The sequence below is a fragment of the Leeuwenhoekiella palythoae genome (assembly GCF_900130045.1).
Taxonomy (GTDB): domain Bacteria; phylum Bacteroidota; class Bacteroidia; order Flavobacteriales; family Flavobacteriaceae; genus Leeuwenhoekiella; species Leeuwenhoekiella palythoae.
Map to the genome: position 1 here is coordinate 108,849 of NZ_FQXT01000005.1, position 25,333 is coordinate 134,181.

General features: G+C 39.3%; 25 protein-coding genes. 17 read left to right on the forward strand and 8 right to left on the reverse strand.

Features of this window, described 5'->3' with window-relative positions; genetic code table 11:
- Window positions 1–9 precede the first annotated feature (9 nt).
- From yidD to BUA96_RS13770, 5 genes are read left to right on the forward strand one after another with little or no spacing between them, the layout of a single operon-like run.
- Window positions 10–273: a membrane protein insertion efficiency factor YidD gene (yidD, locus tag BUA96_RS13750; RefSeq protein WP_072984004.1), complete on the forward strand. Its 264-nt coding sequence runs from the start codon at window positions 10–12 to the stop codon at window positions 271–273.
- A gap of 48 nt (window positions 274–321) precedes the next feature.
- A complete protein-coding gene (gene lgt, locus BUA96_RS13755) occupies window positions 322–1,260 on the forward strand; it encodes a prolipoprotein diacylglyceryl transferase (RefSeq protein ID WP_072984005.1) in 939 nt (312 codons plus the stop codon).
- A 2-nt stretch (window positions 1,261–1,262) separates the two neighbouring features.
- Window positions 1,263–1,748, forward strand: coding sequence for a DUF192 domain-containing protein (locus BUA96_RS13760; RefSeq protein WP_072984006.1), 486 nt, complete (start codon window positions 1,263–1,265; stop codon window positions 1,746–1,748).
- A gap of 5 nt (window positions 1,749–1,753) precedes the next feature.
- Window positions 1,754–2,428: a hypothetical protein gene (locus tag BUA96_RS13765; protein WP_072984007.1), complete on the forward strand. Its 675-nt coding sequence runs from the start codon at window positions 1,754–1,756 to the stop codon at window positions 2,426–2,428.
- Window positions 2,425–3,342: a glutaminase gene (locus BUA96_RS13770; protein ID WP_072984008.1), complete on the forward strand. Its 918-nt coding sequence runs from the start codon at window positions 2,425–2,427 to the stop codon at window positions 3,340–3,342. The genes BUA96_RS13765 and BUA96_RS13770 overlap by 4 nt, the downstream gene beginning before the upstream one ends.
- A gap of 123 nt (window positions 3,343–3,465) precedes the next feature.
- Here BUA96_RS13770 and secDF read toward each other — a convergent pair whose 3' ends face one another.
- From secDF to asnB, 5 genes are all read right to left on the reverse strand, one after another.
- Window positions 3,466–6,480: a protein translocase subunit SecDF gene (gene secDF / locus BUA96_RS13775; protein WP_072984009.1), complete on the reverse strand. Its 3,015-nt coding sequence runs from the start codon at window positions 6,478–6,480 to the stop codon at window positions 3,466–3,468.
- Between the two features lie 447 nt (window positions 6,481–6,927).
- The gene (locus BUA96_RS13780) at window positions 6,928–7,854 is read right to left on the reverse strand and encodes a malate dehydrogenase (protein WP_072984010.1); all 927 of its coding nucleotides are present in this window, start codon (window positions 7,852–7,854) and stop codon (window positions 6,928–6,930) included.
- A gap of 246 nt (window positions 7,855–8,100) precedes the next feature.
- The gene (locus BUA96_RS13785; protein WP_072984011.1) at window positions 8,101–9,105 is read right to left on the reverse strand and encodes a DUF6588 family protein; all 1,005 of its coding nucleotides are present in this window, start codon (window positions 9,103–9,105) and stop codon (window positions 8,101–8,103) included.
- Window positions 9,106–9,238: 133 nt separating this feature from the next.
- Window positions 9,239–11,179, reverse strand: coding sequence for a DNA topoisomerase (ATP-hydrolyzing) subunit B (gene gyrB / locus BUA96_RS13790; RefSeq protein ID WP_072984012.1), 1,941 nt, complete (start codon window positions 11,177–11,179; stop codon window positions 9,239–9,241).
- A 283-nt stretch (window positions 11,180–11,462) separates the two neighbouring features.
- Window positions 11,463–13,145 (reverse strand): asparagine synthase B, encoded by a 1,683-nt coding sequence (gene asnB / locus BUA96_RS13795; RefSeq protein ID WP_072984013.1) that lies wholly within the window; start codon window positions 13,143–13,145, stop codon window positions 11,463–11,465.
- 357 nt (window positions 13,146–13,502) lie between these two features.
- Here asnB and BUA96_RS13800 point away from each other — a divergent pair, with 357 nt between their 5' ends.
- Window positions 13,503–14,057 (forward strand): DUF2911 domain-containing protein, encoded by a 555-nt coding sequence (locus BUA96_RS13800; protein WP_072984014.1) that lies wholly within the window; start codon window positions 13,503–13,505, stop codon window positions 14,055–14,057.
- Window positions 14,058–14,188: 131 nt separating this feature from the next.
- Here the strand turns inward: BUA96_RS13800 and BUA96_RS13805 are convergent, their stop codons facing one another.
- Window positions 14,189–14,821 carry a 7-carboxy-7-deazaguanine synthase QueE gene (locus BUA96_RS13805; RefSeq protein ID WP_072984015.1) on the reverse strand — a complete coding sequence of 211 codons (633 nt, stop codon included), beginning with the start codon at window positions 14,819–14,821 and terminating at the stop codon, window positions 14,189–14,191.
- 154 nt (window positions 14,822–14,975) lie between these two features.
- Between BUA96_RS13805 and BUA96_RS13810 the strand changes: the two genes are divergently transcribed.
- The 11 genes from BUA96_RS13810 (at window position 14,976) to ppgK (ending at window position 22,647) form a co-directional block, all read left to right on the forward strand.
- The gene (locus tag BUA96_RS13810) at window positions 14,976–16,499 is read left to right on the forward strand and encodes a helicase HerA-like domain-containing protein (protein WP_072984016.1); all 1,524 of its coding nucleotides are present in this window, start codon (window positions 14,976–14,978) and stop codon (window positions 16,497–16,499) included.
- A gap of 25 nt (window positions 16,500–16,524) precedes the next feature.
- Complete coding sequence (locus tag BUA96_RS13815) at window positions 16,525–17,070, forward strand: hypothetical protein (RefSeq protein ID WP_072984017.1); 546 nt, start codon at window positions 16,525–16,527, stop codon at window positions 17,068–17,070.
- Between the two features lie 10 nt (window positions 17,071–17,080).
- Window positions 17,081–17,452 carry a cupin domain-containing protein gene (locus tag BUA96_RS13820; RefSeq protein ID WP_072984018.1) on the forward strand — a complete coding sequence of 124 codons (372 nt, stop codon included), beginning with the start codon at window positions 17,081–17,083 and terminating at the stop codon, window positions 17,450–17,452.
- 144 nt (window positions 17,453–17,596) lie between these two features.
- Window positions 17,597–17,800: a hypothetical protein gene (locus BUA96_RS13825; protein WP_072984019.1), complete on the forward strand. Its 204-nt coding sequence runs from the start codon at window positions 17,597–17,599 to the stop codon at window positions 17,798–17,800.
- Between the two features lie 50 nt (window positions 17,801–17,850).
- A complete protein-coding gene (locus BUA96_RS13830; protein WP_072984020.1) occupies window positions 17,851–18,690 on the forward strand; it encodes an alpha/beta fold hydrolase in 840 nt (279 codons plus the stop codon).
- A gap of 27 nt (window positions 18,691–18,717) precedes the next feature.
- Complete coding sequence (gene rluF, locus BUA96_RS13835) at window positions 18,718–19,515, forward strand: 23S rRNA pseudouridine(2604) synthase RluF (protein ID WP_072984021.1); 798 nt, start codon at window positions 18,718–18,720, stop codon at window positions 19,513–19,515.
- 117 nt (window positions 19,516–19,632) lie between these two features.
- Window positions 19,633–19,878 (forward strand): DUF7218 family protein, encoded by a 246-nt coding sequence (locus BUA96_RS13840; protein ID WP_072984023.1) that lies wholly within the window; start codon window positions 19,633–19,635, stop codon window positions 19,876–19,878.
- A 10-nt stretch (window positions 19,879–19,888) separates the two neighbouring features.
- The gene (locus BUA96_RS13845) at window positions 19,889–20,308 is read left to right on the forward strand and encodes a VOC family protein (protein WP_072984025.1); all 420 of its coding nucleotides are present in this window, start codon (window positions 19,889–19,891) and stop codon (window positions 20,306–20,308) included.
- Entirely contained in the window at window positions 20,308–21,372 is a 1,065-nt protein-coding gene (locus tag BUA96_RS13850; RefSeq protein WP_072984027.1) for an AI-2E family transporter, read from the forward strand. Before BUA96_RS13845 ends, BUA96_RS13850 begins: the two co-directional genes overlap by 1 nt.
- Window positions 21,347–21,826: a thiol-disulfide oxidoreductase DCC family protein gene (locus BUA96_RS13855; protein WP_072984029.1), complete on the forward strand. Its 480-nt coding sequence runs from the start codon at window positions 21,347–21,349 to the stop codon at window positions 21,824–21,826. Before BUA96_RS13850 ends, BUA96_RS13855 begins: the two co-directional genes overlap by 26 nt.
- Window positions 21,827–21,906: 80 nt before the next feature.
- Window positions 21,907–22,647, forward strand: coding sequence for a polyphosphate--glucose phosphotransferase (gene ppgK, locus BUA96_RS13860; protein ID WP_072984031.1), 741 nt, complete (start codon window positions 21,907–21,909; stop codon window positions 22,645–22,647).
- A 164-nt stretch (window positions 22,648–22,811) separates the two neighbouring features.
- On the opposite strand, the gene folD is transcribed toward ppgK, so the two are convergent.
- Both folD and ffh read right to left on the reverse strand, forming a co-directional pair.
- Window positions 22,812–23,699: a bifunctional methylenetetrahydrofolate dehydrogenase/methenyltetrahydrofolate cyclohydrolase FolD gene (gene folD, locus BUA96_RS13865; protein WP_072984033.1), complete on the reverse strand. Its 888-nt coding sequence runs from the start codon at window positions 23,697–23,699 to the stop codon at window positions 22,812–22,814.
- Window positions 23,700–23,769: 70 nt separating this feature from the next.
- Window positions 23,770–25,098 (reverse strand): signal recognition particle protein, encoded by a 1,329-nt coding sequence (ffh, locus tag BUA96_RS13870; RefSeq protein WP_072984035.1) that lies wholly within the window; start codon window positions 25,096–25,098, stop codon window positions 23,770–23,772.
- Window positions 25,099–25,333 lie beyond the last annotated feature (235 nt).

Here is a 25,333-nt window from a genome sequence, read left to right on the forward strand (position 1 = left end):
GCCCACCTGATGAAAGATTTTGCTAAAAAAGCCCTCATCTTTCCTATCAGACTGTATCAGCGTTTTTTATCACCTCTTTTGCCACCCTCATGCAGATACGAGCCTACGTGCTCCCACTACAGTGTTGAAGCCATTCAACGTCACGGTATTTTTAAGGGAAGCTGGCTTGCTATAAAACGTATCGCCAGTTGCAATCCTTGGGGCGGTTCGGGCTATGACCCTGTACCTCCCGCTAAAAAGCAATCGGCATATAAAAAATCCAAAAACAGTTAAGAAGCCTCTGGGCTTTGCTATATTTACAACACAAAATTTTCAAAGCTTATGCTCCCTTTAAAAATGACCTGGAATCCTTCAACCGGATTAGATTTAGGATTTTTCACCATACACTACTACAGTTTAATGTTTGTGATCGCTTTTTCATTAGGATGGTATCTGATGAAAAAAGTGTACAAAAATGAAGGTGTTGAAGAAGAAAAATTAGACCCATTATTTATCTATTCGGTTTTAGCCATTTTAATTGGCGCGCGATTGGGGCACGTTTTCTTTTATCAAACCGAATTGCTTTGGGAAGATCCACTTTCAGTAATTCTACCTTTTAGATTTGTTCCGGAAATTGAATACACCGGTTTTCAAGGTTTAGCGAGTCACGGTGCAGCAATAGGAATGATTTTCGCAATGTACCTGTATAACAAAAAAATCCTTAAAAAAAGCGTGCTTTGGCTGTTGGATCGGGTAATTCTTCCTGTGGCCCTGGGTGCCATATTTGTGCGTATTGGTAACTTTTTTAATTCTGAAATGGTTGGGAAAATTACCGATTCAAACCTCGGAATTAAGTTCGTTCAAGATCAATACAACAAATACGAAGTACAGCGCTTAACCGGCATTCCTAATGAGTATAAAGCTTACCAAGCCTTAACAGATGATCCTCAATTTGCAAATTATATCGCAGAGATCCCTTATCGTTTTCCTGGACAGCTAATGGAGTCTTTTGGTTATGTATTTGTCTTTCTAATTTTAATGTTCGTGTATTGGAAAACCAATTTGCGCAAAAAAGAAGGTTTTCTATTTGGGCTCTTCTTAGTGCTTTTATGGACGGTACGTTTTATTGTAGAATACTTTAAACGCGCACAAGTAGAAGGCCGTGAAGACTGGATCTTTGGTTTCAATACCGGGCAGATTTTAAGCATTCCTTTTATTCTTATCGGAATCTTTTTAATTCTTAGAGCGCTTCAGCAAAAACAAACTCCGCAATATCATTAATTATGTATCAGAAGTTTTTATTCATCGGGATTTTAGGCTTTACGCTTCTAGCGTGTAAAAACAAAGAAGCCGAAGAAACACAGATCACTCAGGAGCAGATTACTTTTCAGCAAGAAGGAAAACTTCAGATACAAACAGAAGACGGCAGCAAAGCGTATTTTAATATTGAGATCGCCGAAACCAACTATGAAACCGAGACCGGACTGATGTACCGGGAATCGATGGAGCAAAATCAGGCAATGCTTTTTGTATTTGAGGATGTAAGACCACACAGTTTTTACATGAAAAATACCTATATTCCTCTAGACTTGTTTTTCATCAAAGAGGACAAAACCATTGCAACGATTATAGAAAATGCAAAACCCATGGATGAAACCAGCCTCCCCTCTGAAGTTCCCGTGCAATACGTTTTAGAAACTAATGCAGGCATCGCCAAACTCTGGAATATAAAAGTGGGAGACACCGTAGACTGGAAACGTTTAAAATAATAAATATGCCTTCTAGAATTCTCTTTTTATTTTTTGTTTTGTTCAGCATTACCTCCAATGCCCAGCGGGTAAAATATCATTTTGACATAGAGGGAAAAGAAATAAAAAGGAAAGAATTTGACAAGCTCTGGCGCAATCGCGATTCTGCATATTCTAGGTGGGATTATGAAACAAAAGATAGCAGCCGTGTTGCTCGACTAATACCTCAATATCAACAAGGTGTTGTAAACCGCAATGACCTCAAGGAGTATTTAGAAAAGGTGACTAACAAAAAATTTGCTGATAGCACGATTTTTTTCATTTCCTACACATATGTTAATGACCTATGCAGCCGATATTCAACAAACAACTACACTAAAGAGGTTATAGACCAATGGAAAAATCTTACTGACGCTCGCAAAGCAAGTATTGAAGAAAACTACCCAGACATAGTTAGATTAGATTTTTTTGAGCCAGGCATAAAGCTCCAAAACACCCCTAGCGATGGTACAGAGTACTACTATTCTGATAAAGAGAATCTTTTAAGAGAAATTATTTTTAGAAACCCGGCATTTTGCGGCTCTCGCGCTTTGATTAAGCCGAATGGGCAAACTGTCGTGTACAATGGCGAATCTATCTCTACCCAAGTAGTTCAGCTTATAGAAAATAAAAACTGGAATTTATTTTTCCCCGAAGAATGAATTATCAAGCGATTCTCGAAAGCATTCAATCTGATCTAAAGGATTACAAAAACACCGGTAAAGTAGCGACATACATCCCGGAGTTAGGAAAGGTGGACTCTTCAAAATTCGGACTTCATTTAAACTGCATAAATGGCAATCACTATCATTTAGGAGCTTCACAAGAACGTTTCTCGATTCAAAGTATATCTAAAGTGTTGAGCTTGGCTTTTGCGCTTAAACTTGAAAGAAACAAACTATGGAATCGAGTTGACGTAGAACCATCGGGAGATCCATTCAATTCGCTGGTTCAGTTGGAATATGAAAAAGGTATTCCCCGCAATCCATTTATTAATGCGGGAGCCCTTGTGGTCTCTGATATGTTAATGAGCCATCTCAAAAATCCAAAAGAAGATTTTCTACAATACGTGCGCGATATTGCCGGGGATCAGTCTATCGATTACGACACGAGTGTGGCAGCTTCAGAAATGCAACATAAATATCGTAATGCCGCTCTCGCTCATTTGATGAAAGACTTTAAAAATATCAATAACGATGTCGATGCGTTATTAGACTTTTACTTTCATCAATGCGCAATAGCAATGAGTTGCCAGCAGCTCGCGCAAGCCTTCAGTATATTTTTGAACTACAGCAAACAAGATCAAAGTCAGCAAGCCCTTGCGGTGCCACCTATGATCGCCAAACGCATCAATGCTTTAATGCTTACGTGCGGTTTTTATGACGAATCAGGCGAGTTTGCATTCAGAGTAGGGCTACCTGGAAAAAGCGGCGTAGGCGGCGGTATTGTAGCGCTACACCCTAAACATTACAGCATCGCGGTATGGAGCCCACCTCTGAACGAAAAAGGCAATTCAGAATTAGGTATGAAAGTTCTAGAGCTGTTTACCTCAAAAACTGAAATCTCTGTTTTTTAAGCAATCTATTTCGGGGGAGTTATTTCCTTTATGGTGACCCATAAAAACTTCAAATTGTCACTAAACAAAAAGCTCGATTTACTTTCGTAAACCGAGCTTTTTGCGTCTTGTGCTTTAATTGAATTAAGCTACAGGCTCCTCTTCTTCTTTTTGTTTTTCCGGCTTTAAAGCTTTCTTCTGAATGGTATCAAACATTACAGGAGTAGCGATAAAGATCGAAGAATACGTACCCACAAGCACACCTACAATCAAGGCAAACATGAAGCCCATTATACTCGCACCACCAAAGATAAATATAGCCAATAATACGATTAAGGTGGTCATAGACGTATTTAACGTACGACTTATGGTGCTATTGATAGCTTGATTGATAATAATCCCCATTTTACGGCTAGTACCGTATTCTTTCATATACTCTCTAATACGGTCAAAAACAACCACCGTATCGTTAAGCGAGTAACCAATTACTGTTAAGATCGCAGCAATGAAAGACTGATCGATCTCCATATTGAATGGCATGAATTGATAGGTTAAAGAGAAAATTCCCAATACGATCAACACATCATGGAATACAGCAGCAACTGCACCCAAAGAGAATTGCCATCTTCTAAAACGTAACAAGATGTATAAGAAGACTACAACCAGCGAACCTAACACTGCCCAGAATGAATCTTTTTTGATATCATCAGCAATAGTTGGCCCTACTTTGTTATACTCTAAAATACCTACTTTATCATCAGAAGAACCTCCTTTTACAAATTGCGCTAACGTCAAATCAGCAGGAAGATACTCCTCTAAAGCAGTATATAAACGCTGTTGAATATCTTCATCTACTTCAGAAGCTTCTTCTTCTATACGATACTTCGTAGTAACTTTTAATTGGTTTGCTTCACCATAAGTTTTTGCTTGAGCACTTTCTAATTCAGCGATCAATTTCTGTTCTACTTCAGTAGCGTTTACCGGATTTTCAAAACGAATGGTATAATTACGCCCTCCAACAAAGTCAACACCTTGGTCTAGACCGTTAGTAAATAAAGAGACTAAACTTACTATGATTAGTACACCACTAATGATATAAGCAACCTTACGCTTAGCAAGGAAATCCTTATTGAAATTAATAAACAGGTTACGCGTAGCACCGGTACAAAAATCTAAAGATTTACCATTTTTACCGTATCCATCAATAAACAGACGGGTTACAAATATTGCAGTAAATAACGAAGTACCAATACCTATCATTAATGTAGTAGCAAAACCTTGAATTGGTCCTGTACCGAATAAGAATAAGATTAACGCGGTTAAGAAGGTAGTAATGTTCGCATCAAGAATTGAAGATAGAGCATTGCTGAAACCATCTTTTATAGCATCTTTTTGTGATTTACCTCTTGCGATCTCTTCTTTGATTCGCTCAAAGATCAGAACGTTTGCATCAACAGACATACCTATCGTCAATACAATACCGGCAATACCAGGTAAAGTAAGAACAGCTCCAAGACCTGCAAGTATTCCAAAAATGAATAAAATGTTTACTGCTAGAGCAACGTCTGCAAAAAGACCCGCTTTACCGTAATAGAATACCATCCACACCAATACAAGCACTAATGCGATCACAAACGACATTAAACCACTATTGATCGCTTCTTGACCAAGTGATGGTCCAACAACATCATAAGAAATAATCTTAGCCGAAGCAGGCAGCTTACCCGCTTTAAGTACGTTAGCTAAATCTTGTGCTTCTGTTACTGTAAAACTTCCCGAGATTTCAGTAGCACCACCAGAAATTTCTGCTTTAGCGGTCGCTGCAGAATATACAGTACCGTCAAGAACAATTGCAATTGCATTACCTTCTGTTGCAACTTCTCCTGTTAATTTTGCCCATTGTCCAGGACCTTGACCTTCAAAATCAATACCTACAGAAGGTTGACCTGCTTGAGTATATTGTTGACGTGAATCTTGAACCACATCACCATCCATTGCCGGAGCGCCGCTTCGGTCTGACTGCAATGCATAAAGTGGAACTACATCAGTTTCTGCTTCAGTAATTCCCCATCTGAATTTTGCAAAACGCAATTCTTGTGGACGTAAACGCACGATTTCAGGCATTGAGAAATAGCGATTAATCGTTGCGGTATCTTTTACCTGAGCATAACCTATGATCGGCGCTTGAGCATATTGCTGAATAGCCGGGTTAAAACTGAACACTTCAAAAAGTGGATTGTTAGCTTGTGCAGGACTAATAGAGTCTTCTTCACTTGCTAAAAGATCTTCGATAGAATCGTCTGTACTTTCGGTAGAATCTACTTCCGCAACAGCCTCTTCCTCCTCTGCAGGAGCAACAAGCTCTTTTAATTCTGCATTTACTTGCAATAAGTAAGGAGCAACATTAGAGGCATAGTGTGTTTTGTAAAACTCTAATTGCGCTGTACTTTCTAATTGAAACTTAACACGCTCGATATCGGTGGCTCCGGGAAGTTCAATCAATATGCGTGATTGATTGTCTAAACGCTGAATGTTAGGCTGAGTAACACCAAATTTATCGATGCGATTACGCAATACTTCAAACGCAGAATTGATAGACTCTTCTACTTCTTGAGCAAGAATAGGTTCTACCTCGTCATTACTCATATTGAAGTTTACCTTCTCTCCTAAGGTAGTGTTTGCAAAAATATCTGGAGAAGCTAATTTATTATCTCCCGGAATTGCTTCAAAAGCATCAAAGAAATCTTCTAAGAAGCTATTCTGGCTATTTTTTTGAGTTTCTGCAGCTTGATCTAAGGCTTGATTAAAAGCAGGATCTGTACTGTTATTGCTTAATCCTCTTAAAATATCTGCAACAGAAATTTCAAGGATCGCATTCATACCTCCTTTAAGATCCAGACCTTTATTAAGTTCTTTTTCTTTAGCGTCATTATAGGTGATTCCTAAAGCGATAGGATCATTCCCTATAGAATCTAAATAGCGACGCTCAACTTCGCCTCTTTTATCTACATAATCTTCAACGGTAGTATCAACTTGTTCTGCCGCATAGGCCGAAGCTTTTTCTTCTGTCTGATTAGTGAAATACGTAAACGAAAGCTGGTATAAACACACCAACCCAAATAAAATCGCAAATACTCTAATGAGTCCTTTATTTTGCATTACTCTTTAATATTTATTTAATTCTTCCCAAACCTTTTTCAGGCGATTTTGTAAAACGTGCAAATATAGGGTTTCAACATAGAAATGCCAATAAATATCTTTTTGATTTCTTTAACCTTTTAAAGTACTGCTTTTTAGCGCATTAAGCGTAAAATTCATCCTAAACAATGCAGCTTTAACAAACTGAAATTAAACAGAATAACCGTTATAACAGATTAGCTCTACCAACGCACCAAAGCCTTTTTTAAAGCTTTCTTCGGAGTGATAAAATGCTACTACTTAAACTCTATTAATCTAATACAGAATATCGTAGGAATTTACAGGGTCAATCTTTAGAAAGTAAACCATCCCACAGAAAGACTCAGAGATTAAAACTTTCGGTGGTGTCAATAAAAAAGCGCCATCCTAGTGAATGGCGCTTTTTAAATTATAAAACAGCTATAAAAATTATAGCTCTAACAATCCGTTTGTCTTCTTAACTGCAGCTGCACTTTCTTGAAGTTTCGCTTTTTCAGCATCAGAAAGATCTACAGGAACAATTTTCTCGATTCCGTCTTTACCAAGAATTACCGGTACTCCGATGCAGATATCGTCAAGATCATATTCACCTTCTAATAAAGCCGAACATGGAAACATCTTTTTCTGATCGCAAGCAATAGCTTGAACAAGTCCAGAAACCGCAGCACCCGGCGCATACCAAGCAGAAGTACCTAATAATTTAGTGAGCGTCGCACCACCTACTTTAGTATCTTCCATTACTTGATTAAGACGATCTTCTGCTAAAAATTCAGAAGCTAAAACGCTATTACGTGTAGCCAAACGCGTTAATGGAATCATTCCGGTATCACTATGACCGCCAATTACCATTCCATCAACATCAGAGATAGGACACTCTAAAGCTTCAGCTAAACGATACTTAAAACGTGCACTATCAAGCGCTCCACCCATTCCTATAATTTTATTTTTAGGAAGTCCGGTAGTTTTATGCACCAAATACGTCATCGTATCCATTGGGTTACTCACTACGATAATGGTCACATCTGGAGAATGTTTGATCAAGTTTGAAGAAACATCTTTTACGATCCCGGCGTTTATACCTATCAACTCCTCACGTGTCATACCCGGTTTACGCGGAATACCACTAGTGATTACAGCAATATCACTTCCTGCTGTTTTAGAATAATCGCCGGTAGTACCGGTTATACGTGTATCAAAAGCGTTTAAAGAAGCAGTCTGCATCAAATCCATCGCTTTTCCTTCAGCAAAACCTTCTTTAATATCTAGAAGTATTACATCAGACGCAAAATTTTTCATCGCAATATACTCGGCACAACTTGCACCAACAGCTCCTGCTCCTACTACGGTAACTTTCATGGGTATGTATTTAAAAATGTTATTAATTAAGTTTAAAAAAATAGCGATAACCTGCGTTATCGATTGCGGCTTTAAAATTACGACTTCATTTAGTCTTTTAAGACTCTTAAAGCTTAAAATTAGGTTATGATTTTTATATACGACGCCTTCCTCATGTTTTTAAGACTTTAGACCACAAAAAAGCCACTTTTAAGCAAAAAGCATTAAAAGTGGCTTAGGCAACATTTGAAAAAGCGGTAAACTATCTTATCTAAAACTAAATGCGATCCCCGCACTTAGATTACTATATTCTTGAACCGTATAATCTGCATAAATTTTAAAGAACGCCAGATTTAATCGAGCACCCAAAGAAGCTCGTACACTTGACGGACTGTAAGATAGTGCTATAGGATCAACCAAAGTAGTCGTTTCGGTACCTGCATTGTATTCTACAGTATACGTACCCAACACGTTTAATTCAGATTTTCCGCCGGTATATCCTAAACCTCCATAGATTGAAATAAACGGAAAATCTAACGAGGCTATTCCCTGTACTGTATATGAGTTAAGTTTAAATTCTGCTGCTTGTCCGGTACCGTCTATAGAAGAACCGTCCTCAATGTCATAATCCACATTCATTGTGGTGAAAGCACCTAGTAGAGAAACATTTAATGGCAGCTTATCTAAAGGCCCAAGATACTGCATCAAATTATGCTTAAGTCCAACCCCAAACAAACTTCCTTTTACATCGTCACTACCAACTTTGGGAGTCGCCCTGATCATTAAATCAGTATCATAAACTAATCCTACACTAGCCTGAAGCGTTGGCGCAGGCATTGCATTTAAAGGCAAATCGTCTTTTACACCTTCGGGCATGGTAAAAGTCCCGGTGTCACCATCCTGAGCAACTACTGTAACTTCAGCAGGTGTCCCATTGCCGGCAACAGTAGGAGTAACACCCGGCGAGGCTGTAATCGTATTTTCAAAATTCAAATCAGCAAAAGCAAACATTTCTTTTTCTGATGGAACCATTGCTGCATTCACACCTATTGTAATGTCAAAACCTAGTTTTTTATGCGTTTTTGCGGTATGATACCACCCGCCAGACATACTGTAAACAAGACCTTCCATTGCAGGCGCGATATAGGCTCCCATTAATGTATTGGCATCTGCTGCTCCAGCAGTGATTACAGCTTCAAAGCCGTCATCATCTTGCGCAAACAGATTTATTGATGCTAAAATGGAAAAACAAATGAGTATTCTTTTCTTCATAATTGAATTGATTTGGTTTACTCAAAAATAACAAAACCCTGATAACCAATAGCCTTATGCATTAAAAAGGCCATAAAAAAAGCCTACTCCAAAAGAAGCAGGCTTTATAAACAAGTAATTAACCGATTACTTTTTATACATCTATGTTAGCGTATACCGCGTTTTTCTCGATAAACTCTCTACGTGGTGGCACCTCATCCCCCATCAACATAGAGAAAATTCGATCTGCCTCTGTACCGTTATCAATGGTTACCTGACGCAAAGTTCTAAACTCAGGATTCATAGTAGTATCCCACAATTGTTCTGCATTCATCTCCCCAAGACCCTTATAACGCTGCACCGAAGCGCTTCCGCCCATCTGTGCATTGTATTCATCACGCTCTTTCTCACTCCACGCATAACGCATTTTCTTACCTTTTTTAAGTAAATATAGCGGTGGCGTTGCGATATAAACATGACCACCTTCTACTAATTCACGCATATAGCGGAAAAAGAATGTTAAGATCAATGTTGCAATGTGACTACCATCAACGTCGGCATCACACATAATCACAATCTTTTTATATCTTAATTTAGAAAGGTTAAGCGCTTTACTATCTTCTTCGGTACCTATAGTTACCCCAAGAGCCGTAAAGATATTTTTGATCTCTTCGTTTTCAAAGACTTTATGCTGCATCGCTTTTTCTACATTCAAAATTTTTCCGCGAAGCGGAAGAATCGCTTGAAAGTTACGATCGCGTCCCATTTTTGCAGTTCCACCTGCAGAGTCACCCTCTACAAGGAATACCTCACAAGCTTCAGGATCAGTTTCAGAACAGTCTGCTAATTTACCGGGCAGGCCACCTATGCTCATTACTGTCTTACGCTGCACCATCTCACGGGCCTTTTTAGCCGCGTGACGTGCCTGAGCTGCAAGAATTACCTTCTGAACAATAGTTTTAGCATCATCAGGATGTTCTTCAAGGTAGATCTCTACCATTTCAGAAACCGCCTGAGAAACCGCCGAAGTAACCTCACGGTTACCTAATTTAGTTTTGGTTTGCCCTTCAAATTGAGGCTCTGCAACTTTTACCGAAATAATTGCCGTAAGACCTTCTCTAAAGTCATCACCTGCAATCTCAAATTTCAGCTTATCTAACATCCCGGAAGCGTCGGCGTATTTTTTCAGCGAACTCGTAAGTCCTCTTCTAAATCCCGCCAAATGCGTACCTCCTTCGTGGGTATTAATGTTATTAACGTATGAGTGTAAGTTTTCGGCATAACTATCATTGTAAATCATAGCCACCTCAACCGGAATATCATTCTTCTCACCTTCCATAGAGATCACTTCTCCAATGATCGGCTGGCGGTTTCCGTCAAGAAAACGTACAAATTCTTTTAATCCTTCTTCAGAATGAAAGGTTTCAGAAACAAATTCGCCCTTATCATCCTTCTGACGTTTATCGGTCAGTGTGATCGTAATACCTTTATTCAAATACGCCAGTTCGCGCATACGACTGGCAAGCGTATCGTAGTTGTATTCTGTAGTGGTTTGAAAGATAGAAGGATCAGGAAGAAAAGTAACAGCTGTACCGCGATCATCAGTATCGCCAATTCCTTTTACAGGATACATCGCTTTACCTTTCTCGTACTCTTGCTCCCAAATTTTACCCTCACGATAAACAGTAGCTTTTAAATGGGTTGAAAGTGCGTTAACACAACTCACCCCTACCCCGTGAAGTCCACCGGAAACCTTATAGGAATCTTTATCAAATTTACCTCCAGCACCTATCTTGGTCATTACAACCTCAAGTGCAGAGACGCCTTCTTTTTTATGTAAATCAACCGGAATCCCCCGACCGTTATCTTTTACCGATATCGAGTTATTCTCATTAATGATCACTTTTATGCTGTCGCAATGCCCCGCCATAGCTTCATCTATGGAGTTATCTACAACTTCATAAACTAAATGATGCAAACCACGCACTCCCACATCTCCAATATACATCGAAGGTCTCATACGCACGTGCTCCATACCTTCTAGGGCCTGAATACTGTCTGCCGAATATTGCTTCTTATTGGCTTCTTCGCTCATAAATCTTTATTAAGTTAATCTCAAATCTAAAAAAGCAGCAACTTTTTAGCCGCTTTAAGAACACTTTTAAGCAGTGTTTATAGATAGCTAACAAATATAAAAAAAGGCGCTGCAATACGCTTGTAAATGACCAACCAAAGATTTGAAGTTATCAACAAATTGTGAAAAAATCACAGCTAAAATCAAGGATTCTAAATGAAGTAGAATTTAAACTAGATAAACCATAAAAAAAGCGCTTTCTTCAATAAAGAAAGCGCTCTAAACTTACGTGGTATGTGGCTAGTTAAGCAAGTTCAGTCTTTTTGTAAGCATCACTGTGTACGTTTGCCACCGCTCTTCCTGATGGATCATTCATATTTTTGAATGCTTCATCCCATTCTAAAGCGATTTTTGTACTACACGCTACAGAAGCTTCTTGAGGTACACTCAATGCCGCAGCATCACTTGGGAAGTGCTCTGCAAAAATGCTTCTATAGTAATACTCTTCTTTATTTGTTGGAGTCTGAATTGGAAATTTAAACTTCGCGTTAGCCAATTGCTCATCGCTAATTTTTTCGTTCACCAATTCTTTTAAGGTATCAATCCAGCTGTATCCTACACCGTCTGAAAATTGCTCTTTTTGTCTCCAAGCAACACTCTCTGGCAAGTATGATTCAAAGGCTTTACGAAGTACCCATTTTTCCATGCGCTCACCGTTGATCATTTTATCTTGCGGGTTGATGCTCATCGCAACATCCATAAACTCTTTATCTAAGAATGGCACACGACCTTCGATTCCCCAAGCAGCTAAAGATTTGTTTGCACGTAAACAATCGTACATATGCAGCTTGCTTAATTTACGCACGGTTTCTTCGTGAAATTCCTGAGCATTTGGTGCTTTGTGGAAGTATAGATACCCTCCAAAAACCTCATCTGCTCCTTCTCCTGAAAGCACCATTTTTACACCCATAGATTTGATGACACGCGCCATTAAATACATTGGAGTCGAAGCTCTAATCGTAGTGATATCATAGGTTTCTAGGTTGTAAATCACATCTTTTATAGCATCAAGCCCTTCTTGAATGGTAAACTTGATCTCGTGGTGAACCGTACCAATATGATCTGCAACTTTCTGTGCTGCCGCTAAATCTGGTGAGCCTTCAAGACCTACAGAAAACGAGTGTAATCGTGGCCACCAAGCACCGTCTGTATCTCCGGACTCAATGCGCTTTTCAGCATATTTTTTTGCAACCGCTGAAGTAATTGAAGAATCTAAACCTCCTGAAAGCAATACTCCGTAAGGAACATCAGACATCAGTTGGCGATGAACTGCCGCTTCTAAAGCTTCTCTTAACTTTTCGATACTGGTCTCGTTTTCTTTTACTGCATCATACTCCATCCACTCTCGAGAATACCATCTTTTTAATTCTCCATCTGAACTGTGTAAATAATGTCCCGGAGGGAATAATTCAATTTTTGTACAGGTTCCTTCTAACGCTTTTAATTCTGAAGCTACGTAGAAGGTTCCGTGCTGATCCCATCCCATATACAGTGGAATAACCCCCATATGATCACGGGCTACGAAATACTCATCTTTTTCAGCATCATAAAGTGAAAAGGCAAAAATTCCGTTTAGCTTATCTACAAAGCCTGGTCCTTCTTCTTGGTAAAGCGCTAAAATAACCTCACAATCAGACTGTGTTTTAAAATCATACTGACCTTTAAGTTGTTTGCGCAACTCTTGATGGTTATAGATCTCACCATTAGCGGCTAGAATTAATTTTCCATCAGGGCTCAATAAAGGTTGTTTTCCTGATGCAGGGTCAACTATAGATAAACGCTCGTGTGCTAGAATAGCTTTTTCATCACTATACACTCCATTCCAATCCGGTCCACGATGACGTATTTTTTTAGACATTTCTAAAAGCTGTGGTCTTAAAACCTCAGCCGGTTGTTTCAATTCATAGGCACATACTATCCCACACATAATCGTATTGTTTTAATTTGATGGTTCAAAGATGTGATTTACATTTTGATTCGCAAACAAAAAACAATCATATGCTTACATATGTAAACTTTAAAAATGCTATTTATTACAAAAAAAAACTTTCAGCATAAAATATGCAGTCAAATTTTATAAAGTGATAAGAACAGGAAATTATACCCGCTAATCGTAGTTGATTTGAGTAATTACTGGGGTTTGAAGATTTGGAATACTTCTTGAATGCTATTAAATACAAAATTACTTGTGGTACATTCTTTTAAGATTCGCTTAACATTTACAGGTTTTACCGCATTGTACATTTGTATAAAATTTTGACTTTCAACATTAAAAACAACATTTATGAAATCCCTAATAATAGGTAGTTTTCTACTTAGCTTCTTAATTTTTGGCAATGACGTAAACGCACAAAAATTTAGCGAACTCGACAAAAGTCCGCTTGATATTGCAATGTTTCGCGCCCAAGACAAAACTCCTCGTGTACGCGTGATCTACAGCCGTCCTCAGAAAAAAGGACGTGACGTTTTTGCTACTAAAGACGGGCTAGAAAAATATGGTGAGGTATGGAGAACCGGCGCCAATGAATCTACCGAAATTAAATTCTACAAGGAAATGATGGTTGGTGATACTAAAGTTCCTGCAGGAACCTACACATTGTTTACGATCCCAACTGAAGATGAGTGGACGGTGATTTTAAACAAAGACTTGGACACTTGGGGCGCTTATGGATATAAAGAAGAACGCGACCTAGTGCGCTTTACGACTCCGGCTCATAAAACTGCTGCCCCTATTGAATCTTTCTCAATCTCTTTTCAACCTACTGAAAATGGATCAGATATGTTTTTAGGTTGGGATGATATGTATATCCAGGTACCTATTGAAGAAGTAGAAATGTAATTTTCAAATTATAGTATTAAAAAAGGCTTCCAAATCGGAAGCCTTTTTTATGTGTTCTACCTAAAGTTTATAAGGTCTCGAAGCAAGTAGTGAAGTCAAAAACCTCTATCTACCGATGCTTAAAAAATCTACTAAGGTATATTAAGATATTTATGTGTTTGTAGACTCACTCTCCATTTAGGATTAGCCATTACATAATCTACAATTAAGGGTGTCATTTTCTCGCGCACGCTCCATTCTGGTTGTAAAAAAAGTTTGCAATTACCATTTACCTTGGCGGCATGTTCTTCCGCGAATGCGAAATCGCTTTTATTGTAAATGATCACTTTTAATTCGTGAGCTTCCTCATAAATACGAGGTTTAGGCAACATACGCTTCTTAGGAGAAAGGCAAATCCAATCCCAATGTCCTGTAAGTTCGTACGCTCCTGAGGTTTCTATATGCACCTGCAAACCTTCATCTTTCAACATGCCGGTAAGGTGATTCATATCCCACATTAGAGGTTCACCGCCTGTGATCACAATTGTCTTGCTGTATTTTTTGGCATTTGCTACGATCGCGGCAGCTTCAGTAGGCGGGTGTATAGCCGCATCCCAACTTTCTTTCACATCACACCAATGGCAACCTACATCACAACCACCAACACGTATAAAATATGCAGGAGTACCGGTATGGTAACCCTCACCTTGAATGGTATAAAACTCTTCCATCAACGGAAGTAACTCTCCCAGCTCTACCCGGGTTGCTGTCGCCTCTTTTGTCATAGGGCGCAAAGATACGCCGCATTAAAATCGTTACCAAAGCCTAACAACCTTATTTTAAAGGGGACCGAAACGCGCTACAAACTGTTAAAAATTAACTATTGCAAGTCGGTTTGATTTTGGCATTAATCCTTATTTTTAGTCCAAATTTTTAGCGATGAGCCAGACCGAAGCCTTTAAAGAACACATTATACAAGGAAACCTTTGCAAGGGAGCATATATCACCGTGGGTGCTGCGATGCTTGACGGGCAGACGATAACCGGAGCTCACGTAAACCTTCCTTTAAAGACCCTAAACAGACACGGTTTAATTGCTGGCGCCACCGGAACCGGAAAGACCAAGACACTTCAGGTTTTAGCCGAAAATCTTTCAGAAAAAGGTGTTCCCGTGTTATTGATGGATATGAAAGGTGACCTTAGTGGTATCGCAAAAGCAAGTGAAGGTCATCCTAAAATTGATGAGCGCCACGCAAAAATTGGCCTACCCTTTGAACCAAAAGATTTTCCGGTAGAGCTACTCACCTTGTCTGAACAAAATGGAGTACGACTGCGCGCCACGGTGAGTGAATTTGGCCCGGTTCTATTCTCTAGAATTATCGATGCAACAGATGCTCAAGCCGGCATCATCGCCATCTTATTTAAATATTGTGACGACAAGAGCCTGCCTTTATTAGACTTGAAAGACTTTAAAAAAGTATTACAGTACGCGACAGATGAAGGCAAAGAAGAAATTCAAGATCTATACGGCAGAATTTCTACTGCCTCTGCAGGCGCTATCTTAAGAAAAGTTGTTCAACTGGAGCAGCAAGGTGCAGATATCTTTTTTGGTGAAAAATCTTTTGATGTTGATGATTTGCTTCGACTGGATGACAATGGGCGAGGTAAAATAAATATCATTCGGCTTACTGATATTCAAGACAGGCCTCAACTTTTCTCAACGTTTATGCTCAGTTTGCTCGCGGAAATTTACAGCACTTTTCCAGAGCAGGGCGACAGCGATCAACCGGAATTGGTCATCTTTATTGATGAAGCGCATCTTATTTTTAAAGAAGCTTCAAAAGCACTGCACAGCCAGATCGAAAGCATTGTGAAACTCATACGATCTAAAGGTGTTGGCTTATACTTTGTTACGCAAAACCCAACCGATGTTCCCGATGGTGTATTGAGTCAGCTAGGCTTAAAAATTCAGCATGCACTTAGGGCTTTCACCGCAAAGGACCGCAAGGCCATTAAGCTCACTGCCGAAAACTACCCCGATTCTGAATATTATGATACCAAAGAAGTGCTCACCACTTTAGGTACTGGTGAAGCGCTGGTTTCGGCTCTTGATGAAAAAGGAAGACCCACACCGCTTGCAGCCACAATGATGCGTGCGCCAATGTCTCGAATGGATATTCTTACCGATGCTGAAATTGAAGAAATAAATCGTAAATCTGCACTCGCTCCTAAGTACAATGATACTGTAGATCGAGAAAGCGCGTATGAATTGCTAAATGCTAAAATCAAAAAGGCAGAAAGCGAAGAAGCCAAGGAAAAAGCTAAAGAAGAACGTGCAACGGTGTCTAAAAGCAGTCGTACTTCTTCCCGAAGTAACACTACTGAAAAAGCGATAATTAAAGTGCTTACCAGCGCCACAGTAATACGCGGTGTTCTGGGCATTTTAGGAAAACTTATAAAATAAACCCTAACAGAAACAAACCCTTATAATGAAAAGAATATTTTTTGCAGCCATAATTACCAATTTACTATTCACCTCTTGTGACTCAGACAGCTCTTTTAAAGTTACTGCTGATCGTGTAGGCGAACTCACTAAAGAAACGCAAGTAAACGAACTAAAAACCATTTTTAGCAATGATAGTGTTGTGGATCAAAATTCTGGTCTAAGTGAAGAGCTAAATGTGAACGCTATTGAAATTTATGAAAAAGGTGGAAAGCAATTGCTAAGCTTGATGCCCACTAAAGATGGTAATCCAAAAACAATTAAAACTGTTCAGGTTTTTGATGAACGCTACACCACCGAAGAAGGCATCAACCTCAACAGTACCTATAAAGACATCACCGAAGCTTATGAGATTTCAAGAATTGAAACACTAATAAGTAGTATCGTAATTTTTGTTGATGACATCAATGCGTATTTTACTATTGATCGTGATGAGCTTCCGGGAGAGTTGCGTTTTAATATGGATGCTAAAGTTACCGGTGCTGAAATTCCAAATGACGCCAAGATCAAATACTTTATGATCGGCTGGTAAATTAAAAATAATGTCTGACGCTAAATACTATATTCAGAAAACTCCTTTTGTCGTCCCTACTGATGACGGTAAATACATCGGGGAACATTTTGGCAAAGCCAGTGACGGAAACACTGCCATAAGTATCGCCCATATGATAGCACCGCCCCGTTGGAGCGAACCGTTTCAAACCCCTGAATTTGATGAGTACACCTTCATCATTGAAGGAAAAAAGCAATTTTTAATTGATGATGAACCCATCATTTTAGAAGCCGGACAATCTATAAAAATTAAAGCCGGTACGCGGGTGCAGTACAGTAACCCTTTTAACCAAAAATGTGTTTACCTATCGGTTTGTCAACCGGCATTTGATTTTAATAAGGTACATCGAGAAGAAGAATAACACTCTTCAACCTTTTGAAAATCAGATTAAAAATTCCAAAAATTATAAATAAGTATTAATTCTTACCTAAAGCCACGTTAATCTCAAAGCTGCTAAACGGCATTTCTACTACTTTTAAAATCTAACCTAATAAGTACAAATATTATGATTAAGATTTTAGCACTAGTAATGGTAATTGGCGGCGCCATAGCATTGGTATTAGGTATTATGGGAATTTTTGGAAGTATGAGTACCGGTGTTAGTCCGTGGGCATTAGCAATTTTAGGCGGTATATTTTTCCTTTCAGGAATTTCGCTCTTAAAGTACAGAAAAGACACTGATGTTATAGATGCCGAAAACAGACATTAAATTTTACATAACCCGTATATTTGAACCCTCTTTTAAAAGAGGGTTTTTTTATGAATAAACTGGTCAAAAAAATACTACCTAAAGCAATAGGGTTTTATATAAATGCCTTATCATTGGTAAACCCAAAAGCTTCAGCAAGAAAAGCCTTCAAGGTTTTTAGTAAACCGCGCCGGGGACGCATTGGGGCGCATCACGAAGAATTTTTAAACCCTAATCTAGAACCTGTAGTTGCAGTTGAAGATTTAAAAATTCAACCTTATAAATGGTCCGGCAGTGGCAAAACCGTTCTATTAGTACACGGCTGGGAAAGTCACAGTCACCGCTGGAAAGAAATGATTTTTAGGCTGCAAAAAGAAGACTACACCATCATTGCTTTTGACGCGCCTGCTCACGGTTACAGTAGCGGAAAATACTTTTATGTTCCGCTATATCACCAAACCCTAGACAAAATGCTTGAGATCTATCGTCCTGATTATCTCATTGGACACTCGATGGGCGGTATGACCGTGTTGTATAATCAATCGCAAGAATCCAGCATAAAAACAGAAAAGCTGGTGATTCTGGGGGCTCCTGATAAACTTGAAAGCATATTGAAAGACTATCAGAAAATTTTAGGACTCAACGCCAGAGCGCTAGAAGCCTTAGACAGGTTTTTTCAAAACACCTTTGATTTTAAAACGCGGGACTTTTCATCTTCGGTTTTTGCGACAAAAATAAAAGTACCTACATTGGTAATCCACGACAAAGAAGATCCTATTACTCCTTTTTCTGGTTCTCAAGCCATTCACAAAGCACTACAAAAATCTCAATTTATAGAAACCGAAGGACTCAACCACTCGCTCTACGATACTGATGTCAATGAGAAAATCATAACCTTCTTGAAGGATTAATTCGGTTTTAATTTTACCTTAAACACTATGTCAGACGCTAATGTTACTCGTATAAATAAATTCCTCAGCGAAGTAGGTTTTTGTTCGCGCCGCGAGGCAGACAAACTTATTGATGCCGGTCGCGTTACCGTAAATGGAAGCGTTCCTGAAATGGGAACTAAAGTAAGCAGCAATGATGAGATCAGGGTTGATGGCAAAGTCGTAGGTGAGAAAAAAGATGCCCCGGTGTATCTTATCTTCCACAAACCTGTAGGTATTGTTTGCACTACAGATACGCGTGTGGAAAAGGACAACATCATTGATTATATCAATTACCCCACCCGAATATTTCCGATAGGGAGATTAGATAAAGCCAGTGAAGGTCTCATATTTTTAACAAATGACGGGGATATCGTTAATAAAATTCTTCGTGCCCGTAACAACCACGACAAAGAATATATCGTGGATGTTGATAAGCCCTTAGACGCTTCTTTTGTAAAACGAATGTCTGACGGCATCCCAATTTTAGACACGATCACCCGTAAATGTGAGGTAGAACAACTGGGGAAAAAGCGTTTTAAAATTATACTGACACAAGGCCTTAACAGACAAATACGCCGCATGTGCGAATATCTGGGGTATAATGTTACGCGTTTAAAACGGGTGCGCATTATGAATATTAGTTTAGATATTCCGGTAGGAAAATACAGAGCTTTTAAACCTTCGGAATTGAGCGAGCTCAACAATCTTTTAGCAGACAGCAGTAAAGTCTTTGAGCCGGAACAAGAGACCGGTAAAAAACCGATAATCAAACCTACTGGACCTCGACGCAGACGCCGTAATTAAGCCTCAACGGCTCCCCTTAATTTCAGCACAATTCCTATAAACATTTAAACCTGTGTTAATGACACGGGCTAAGTGTATTAATCGCCTTACTTTTAGGTTACAACCAAAAAAGATAGTATGGCAGCTCAAATTCCTTCAGTAAAAAACGAAGAACAATATGAAGCCTTGCGCGACAAAGGCTATAGCAAAGAAAAATCTGCACGTATTGCTAATACTCCAGACTCCGGTAAAAAAGGTGGAAAAGCTGAAAAGTATGAAGACCGCACCAAGCAAGACCTGTATAAGCAAGCGCAAAAAATAGGTATTGAAGGTAGGTCTAAAATGACTAAACAAGAATTGATCAACGCTTTACGTAATAATTAAAACAAACCTTATGCCTGCTCCTTTTCATCTGGCCATTCCTGTAGACGATGTCGAAAAAGCCCGAATATTTTATCGTGATGTACTCGAACTTGAAGAAGGTAGAAGCGACACCCATTGGGTCGACTTTGACTTCTTTGGGCATCAATTGGTGATTCACTATAAACCGAAAGAAGAAAAAGCTTCTGCACATCATAATGCCGTTGATGGTAAGGCGGTTCCTGTACCGCACTTTGGAGTAGTTCTAGACTGGGATGCTTTTGAACAGTTCGCCGATACCCTAAGAGCTAAAAAGGTTGAATTTGTAATTGAGCCTTACATCAGGTTTGAAGGACTACCCGGTGAACAAGCTACTATGTTTTTTTACGATCCTTGCGGCAATGCGCTTGAATTTAAAAGCTTTAAAGACCTCTCACAGTTATTTGCTAAATAATGAATAAACTTAAACCAGAACTCGTACGCCAACTTTTTTTAATTGTTCTCATTCTCTTTTTATTCATATTGATCGTAGAAGAGATGACTCCGTATTTATCCGGAGTTTTAGGCGCCATCACACTTTATGTATTGCTGCGTAAGTTCTACAACTTTTTAGTCGTAAAACGCAAATGGAAAGAAGGCCTTGCGGCTGCTGTTGCGATGCTGGCTTCGTTTGTGGTGATACTGGTCCCCATTGGATTGACTGTGATGATGCTTACCAATAAAATTGGGAAAGCCGTGCGCAATTCTGAACGTGTGGTTGAAGTTGTAAAGCAACAAGTAGGCGTTTGGGAGGCAGACCTTGGCTTTAAAGTAAGCGAGTCTATAGATACCAACTCCATTACAAGTTGGGTTTCTACTAACCTTCAAAACCTTGCCGGCGGCACCTTTAATGTATTTATCGCCATTGGTATTATGTATTTTATCTTGTATTACATGCTTATCAATAACGATAAAATGCACCAGTCGCTTTATGCATTTATTCCGCTGAATAAAGAAAACATAGCCCGTATAGGTCACGAAAGTGTTGCCATGGTAAAAAGCAACGCATTAGGAATTCCGTTAGTCGCTTTGGCACAAGGTATTGTTGCGCTCATAGGATTTTTCATTTTCGGGGTTCCCGATCCCTTTTTCTGGTTTGTTATTACCGCTATTGGAAGTATGATTCCTTTTGTAGGTACTTTATTAGGTATCGTACCTGTTACCATTTTACTCATAGCCAGTGGCAACAACCTCCAAGCCGTGGGGATTGCAATATATGGTCTTGTCGTTGTGGGCTCTACAGACAATTTGATTCGGCTTTATGTGCTAGAACGCTTAGCCAATGTACATCCGCTAGTAACGCTGATTGGTGTTATTGTCGGGGTACCTTTATTTGGTTTTATAGGATTGATCTTTGGCCCCTTGCTAATAAGTTTATTCCTTTTAGTAGTAAAAATCTACAAACACGAATACGGCGATCCTGAACCTGAAATCATCAATCAAATCATTCCGGATGTTTCAGAAAATCAAGAAGACTAATTTTCCACCACAAGGAAAGCCCGTCCTGATCTGGGACGGCACGTGTGGTTTTTGCAAATATTGGGTCACCCGATGGAAAATGAAAACCAAAGACGCCATCGTCTATAAAACCTACCAAGACGCGCACAAAGACTTTCCTGATATTCCGTTGAAAGAATTTAAAAAAGCGAGTAGATTAATCGAGCTTGACGGAAGCATTTACAGCGGTCCAGATTCTGCTTATCGATGTTATACCTACAGTGATTCCATAAAATGGAATGCGCACCGCTGGTATGTCAACAACCGAAGCTTTCAACGATTAAGTGATCACGGGTATAACTTTATCGCCAAGCATCGCCCAGAGATGTTTAAACTCACCAAACTCCTTTTTGGACCCAACCCCACAGACTTCAAACCTTATTGGGTATTTTATATTCTTGCAATTATTTTGCTGGTTTTTGCCGTTTTTCAATAAATTGCCACTCAAGATTATAAGCTGCTTAAAATTTACGATTGAATTTTAAGTACTTTTTATTGAAGACCAAAAAACTATTTATGCAAATACTGGGAGTAGATGTAGGAGGAACTGGAATAAAAGGCGTTCCTGTAAATCTCGAAAAAGAAGAATATTTAGGTGAACGTTTTAGATTAGACACTCCCGTTCCTCGTGAACCCAAAGCCATGGTTAACACTATTGCCGAAGTTGTTAAACATTGGGACTGGAAAGGTCCGGTAGGTGTAGGTTTTCCAACGGTAATACATAAGGGTAAAGCGCTTGAACATGGTAATCTTGATAAATCTTGGTTAGGTGTTCAGGTAGATGAAATGATTTCGCAGAAAATAGGCCTACCTGTAAATGTAATGAATGATGCTGATGCTGCCGGCCTTGCAGAAATGGAATTTGGTGTAGGCAAAGGCGTTGAAGGTCTCGTTATCGTAGTGACGGTGGGCACAGGTATAGGCAGTGGCGTTTTTTATAACGGCGAACTTATACCAAATTTTGAATTGGGCCAGATGCGCTACAAAAAGAAAAAAATTATTGAAAAATACGCATCGCGTCGTGTGCGTCTTGATAATAATATGAGTTTTAAAAAGTGGGGAAAACGCTTTAATAAATTCATACAACTCACCATGCAAGTTTCTCAACCAGAAATGATCATCATAGGTGGTGGTGCCAGTAAAAACCTGGACGAATACATCAAATATTTAAAAACTGACGTGCCTATTGTAGCGGCTCATACGCGTAATCATGCGGGTATTATCGGAGCAGCATTAGGTGCAAGACATTTGCTTTAATTCAAATTTCTCTGAATAAATTACCTTAGGACAAGCGTTTAGGCATTGGTTGAAAGTCGAATTTTCAATTTTGAGCCAAGCTCTAAAATACTTAATCCTTTGGCACGCCAATAAAAAAAGAGGTCTAATAGACCTCTTTTTTTATTTTAGTATACTTTCCAATCTTAAGATTGAAGATCGTTATGTCTTGCTCTGGCAAGCAATGTATTCTTTAATAACATCGCGATCGTCATAGGTCCTACTCCACCGGGAACTGGCGTAATGAAATCTGCCTTTTTGCTTACTTCTGCAAAATCTACATCACCTGCGATTCGGTAACCGCGCTCTTTAGTTTCGTCTGGTACACGAGTAATTCCCACGTCGATAACCGTTACATTTTCCTTAACCATATCAGCCTTTAAAAACTCAGGTACTCCTAAAGCCGTAATAATAATATCGGCTTGCTTGGTAAGCTCTTCAAGATTTTTGGTACGACTGTGCGTTAAGGTTACAGTGCTATCTCCAGGTGTTCCTTTCTGAGACATCAAAATACTCATAGGGCGACCTACAATGTGACTACGACCAATGACAACAGTATGCTTTCCTGAAGTTTCTACGTTATAGCGCTTGAGTAATTCCATAATTCCAAACGGAGTTGCAGGAATAAAAACCGGCATATCTTGCGCCATTTTACCAAAGTTCGTTGGGTGAAACCCATCTACGTCTTTGTCAGGATCTACAGCCAATAACACTTTTTGTTCGTCAATATGCTTCGGTAAAGGCAACTGAACAATATAACCATCAATCTCGGGATTATTATTCAGTTTATTGATGTGATCCAAAAGTTCTTCTTCTGTGGTTTCTTCCGGCAATTGAATTAAGGTAGACTCAAAACCAATACGCTCACAAGCACGCACTTTGCTCCCTACATAGGTCAAACTTGCGCCATCGTTACCTACCAAAACAGCAGCCAAATGAGGCACTTTCTCACCTCGTTCTTTCATCGCCTTTACTTCTTCGGCGATCTCGTTTTTTAAATCGTTACTGGTTTTCTTTCCGTCTAAGATTGTCATTATTGCGTTTTGGTTTTATGGTTAGAATCGAACAGCTTACTGCAACTGCACGCTGTAAACTGAATGCTGCTTAGCGCATTTGATTCATCATCTGCATCATTTTGGCTCCGCCGCCACCTTGCATCATCTTCATCATTTTACTCATTTGGTTGAATTGCTTCAACAACTGATTCACCTCTTGAACCGAAGTTCCAGAACCTTTACTAATGCGTTTTTTACGACTTGAATTTATAATCGATGGCTGGGTACGCTCAGCCGGAGTCATACTGTGAATGATCGCTTCGATTCCTTTAAAAGCGTCATCATCAATATCAAGACCTTTTAGTGCTTTACCGGCACCGGGAATCATCCCGATAAGGTCTTTCATATTACCCATTTTCTTGATCTGCTGAATCTGCTTCAGAAAGTCGTCAAAACCGAACTGGTTTTTGGCGATCTTCTTTTGCAGTTTGCGTGCTTCTTCTTCATCAAACTGTTCCTGCGCACGCTCCACAAGAGAAACCACGTCTCCCATACCAAGAATACGATCGGCCATACGTGAAGGATAGAACACATCAATTGCTTCCATCTTTTCACCGGTACCGATGAATTTGATGGGTTTATCTACAACCGTTTTGATAGAAAGCGCCGCACCACCACGAGTATCACCATCTAATTTGGTTAAGATCACCCCGTCAAAATTCAAAACATCGTTAAATGCCTTTGCAGTATTTACCGCATCCTGACCTGTCATTGAGTCAACAACAAATAAGGTTTCCTGTGGCTTGATCGCTTCGTGAATCGCAGCGATCTCATTCATCATCGCTTGATCAACTGCAAGTCGACCAGCGGTATCAATAATCACCGCGTTAAATCCGTTTGCTTTTGCGTGTGCAATTGCCGCTTGAGAGATCTTAACCGGATCTTTTTCTTCTTTGTTAGAATAGACCTCAACACCGATCTGCCCACCTACTACGTGCAACTGATCTATCGCCGCAGGACGGTAAACATCACAAGCAACCAGAAGTGGTTTTTTAGTCTTTTTATTTTTAAGGAAATTAGCCAGCTTACCAGAAAAAGTGGTTTTACCACTACCCTGCAAACCAGACATCAAAATAACCGAAGGATTCCCCGAAAGGTTGATGCCCTCAGCCTCACCGCCCATAAGTTCGGTAAGTTCATCTTTTACCAATTTGGTCATCAATTGACCTGGTTTTAAAGCGGTCAATACATCTTGACCCAGTGCTTTTTCTTTAACCGTATTGGTAAAGTCTTTAGCTATTTTATAATTAACATCAGCATCTACAAGGGCGCGACGAATTTCTTTAAGGGTTTCGGCTACATTTACTTCTGTAATCTGGCCGTGCCCCTTAAGCACGTGCATCGCCTTATCTAACTTATCACTTAAATTATCAAACATAGGTCATATACTAAAAAACACTCCTCAATATCAATTCAAGGAAATGTTTTGAATTGGTAAAATATTCTATAAGAACACAGCCCTCAAAGCAGGATCAAGTGTTTCAAATAATAAGGATGCAAAGCTAAGGATTTGAAGGCTATTTGTAAAGCCTTATTATAAGGTAAAAGGAATAAAAAAACGCTGTCCTTATCCATAAGAACAGCGTTTTATAAGAGGCGTTTATTCTTTACGC

What these genes read in the sequence shown, in the direction of transcription:
- yidD (WP_072984004.1), top strand. Translation starts at nt 10, where the DNA reads ATGAAAGATTTTGCTAAAAAAGCCCTCATCTTTCCTATCAGACTGTAT.
- lgt (WP_072984005.1), top strand. Translation starts at nt 322, where the DNA reads ATGCTCCCTTTAAAAATGACCTGGAATCCTTCAACCGGATTAGATTTA.
- BUA96_RS13760 (WP_072984006.1), top strand. Translation starts at nt 1,263, where the DNA reads ATGTATCAGAAGTTTTTATTCATCGGGATTTTAGGCTTTACGCTTCTA.
- BUA96_RS13765 (WP_072984007.1), top strand. Translation starts at nt 1,754, where the DNA reads ATGCCTTCTAGAATTCTCTTTTTATTTTTTGTTTTGTTCAGCATTACC.
- BUA96_RS13770 (WP_072984008.1), top strand. Translation starts at nt 2,425, where the DNA reads ATGAATTATCAAGCGATTCTCGAAAGCATTCAATCTGATCTAAAGGAT.
- secDF (WP_072984009.1), bottom strand. Translation starts at nt 6,480, where the DNA reads ATGCAAAATAAAGGACTCATTAGAGTATTTGCGATTTTATTTGGGTTG.
- BUA96_RS13780 (WP_072984010.1), bottom strand. Translation starts at nt 7,854, where the DNA reads ATGAAAGTTACCGTAGTAGGAGCAGGAGCTGTTGGTGCAAGTTGTGCC.
- BUA96_RS13785 (WP_072984011.1), bottom strand. Translation starts at nt 9,105, where the DNA reads ATGAAGAAAAGAATACTCATTTGTTTTTCCATTTTAGCATCAATAAAT.
- gyrB (WP_072984012.1), bottom strand. Translation starts at nt 11,179, where the DNA reads ATGAGCGAAGAAGCCAATAAGAAGCAATATTCGGCAGACAGTATTCAG.
- asnB (WP_072984013.1), bottom strand. Translation starts at nt 13,145, where the DNA reads ATGTGTGGGATAGTATGTGCCTATGAATTGAAACAACCGGCTGAGGTT.
- BUA96_RS13800 (WP_072984014.1), top strand. Translation starts at nt 13,503, where the DNA reads ATGAAATCCCTAATAATAGGTAGTTTTCTACTTAGCTTCTTAATTTTT.
- BUA96_RS13805 (WP_072984015.1), bottom strand. Translation starts at nt 14,821, where the DNA reads ATGACAAAAGAGGCGACAGCAACCCGGGTAGAGCTGGGAGAGTTACTT.
- BUA96_RS13810 (WP_072984016.1), top strand. Translation starts at nt 14,976, where the DNA reads ATGAGCCAGACCGAAGCCTTTAAAGAACACATTATACAAGGAAACCTT.
- BUA96_RS13815 (WP_072984017.1), top strand. Translation starts at nt 16,525, where the DNA reads ATGAAAAGAATATTTTTTGCAGCCATAATTACCAATTTACTATTCACC.
- BUA96_RS13820 (WP_072984018.1), top strand. Translation starts at nt 17,081, where the DNA reads ATGTCTGACGCTAAATACTATATTCAGAAAACTCCTTTTGTCGTCCCT.
- BUA96_RS13825 (WP_072984019.1), top strand. Translation starts at nt 17,597, where the DNA reads ATGATTAAGATTTTAGCACTAGTAATGGTAATTGGCGGCGCCATAGCA.
- BUA96_RS13830 (WP_072984020.1), top strand. Translation starts at nt 17,851, where the DNA reads ATGAATAAACTGGTCAAAAAAATACTACCTAAAGCAATAGGGTTTTAT.
- rluF (WP_072984021.1), top strand. Translation starts at nt 18,718, where the DNA reads ATGTCAGACGCTAATGTTACTCGTATAAATAAATTCCTCAGCGAAGTA.
- BUA96_RS13840 (WP_072984023.1), top strand. Translation starts at nt 19,633, where the DNA reads ATGGCAGCTCAAATTCCTTCAGTAAAAAACGAAGAACAATATGAAGCC.
- BUA96_RS13845 (WP_072984025.1), top strand. Translation starts at nt 19,889, where the DNA reads ATGCCTGCTCCTTTTCATCTGGCCATTCCTGTAGACGATGTCGAAAAA.
- BUA96_RS13850 (WP_072984027.1), top strand. Translation starts at nt 20,308, where the DNA reads ATGAATAAACTTAAACCAGAACTCGTACGCCAACTTTTTTTAATTGTT.
- BUA96_RS13855 (WP_072984029.1), top strand. Translation starts at nt 21,347, where the DNA reads ATGTTTCAGAAAATCAAGAAGACTAATTTTCCACCACAAGGAAAGCCC.
- ppgK (WP_072984031.1), top strand. Translation starts at nt 21,907, where the DNA reads ATGCAAATACTGGGAGTAGATGTAGGAGGAACTGGAATAAAAGGCGTT.
- folD (WP_072984033.1), bottom strand. Translation starts at nt 23,699, where the DNA reads ATGACAATCTTAGACGGAAAGAAAACCAGTAACGATTTAAAAAACGAG.
- ffh (WP_072984035.1), bottom strand. Translation starts at nt 25,098, where the DNA reads ATGTTTGATAATTTAAGTGATAAGTTAGATAAGGCGATGCACGTGCTT.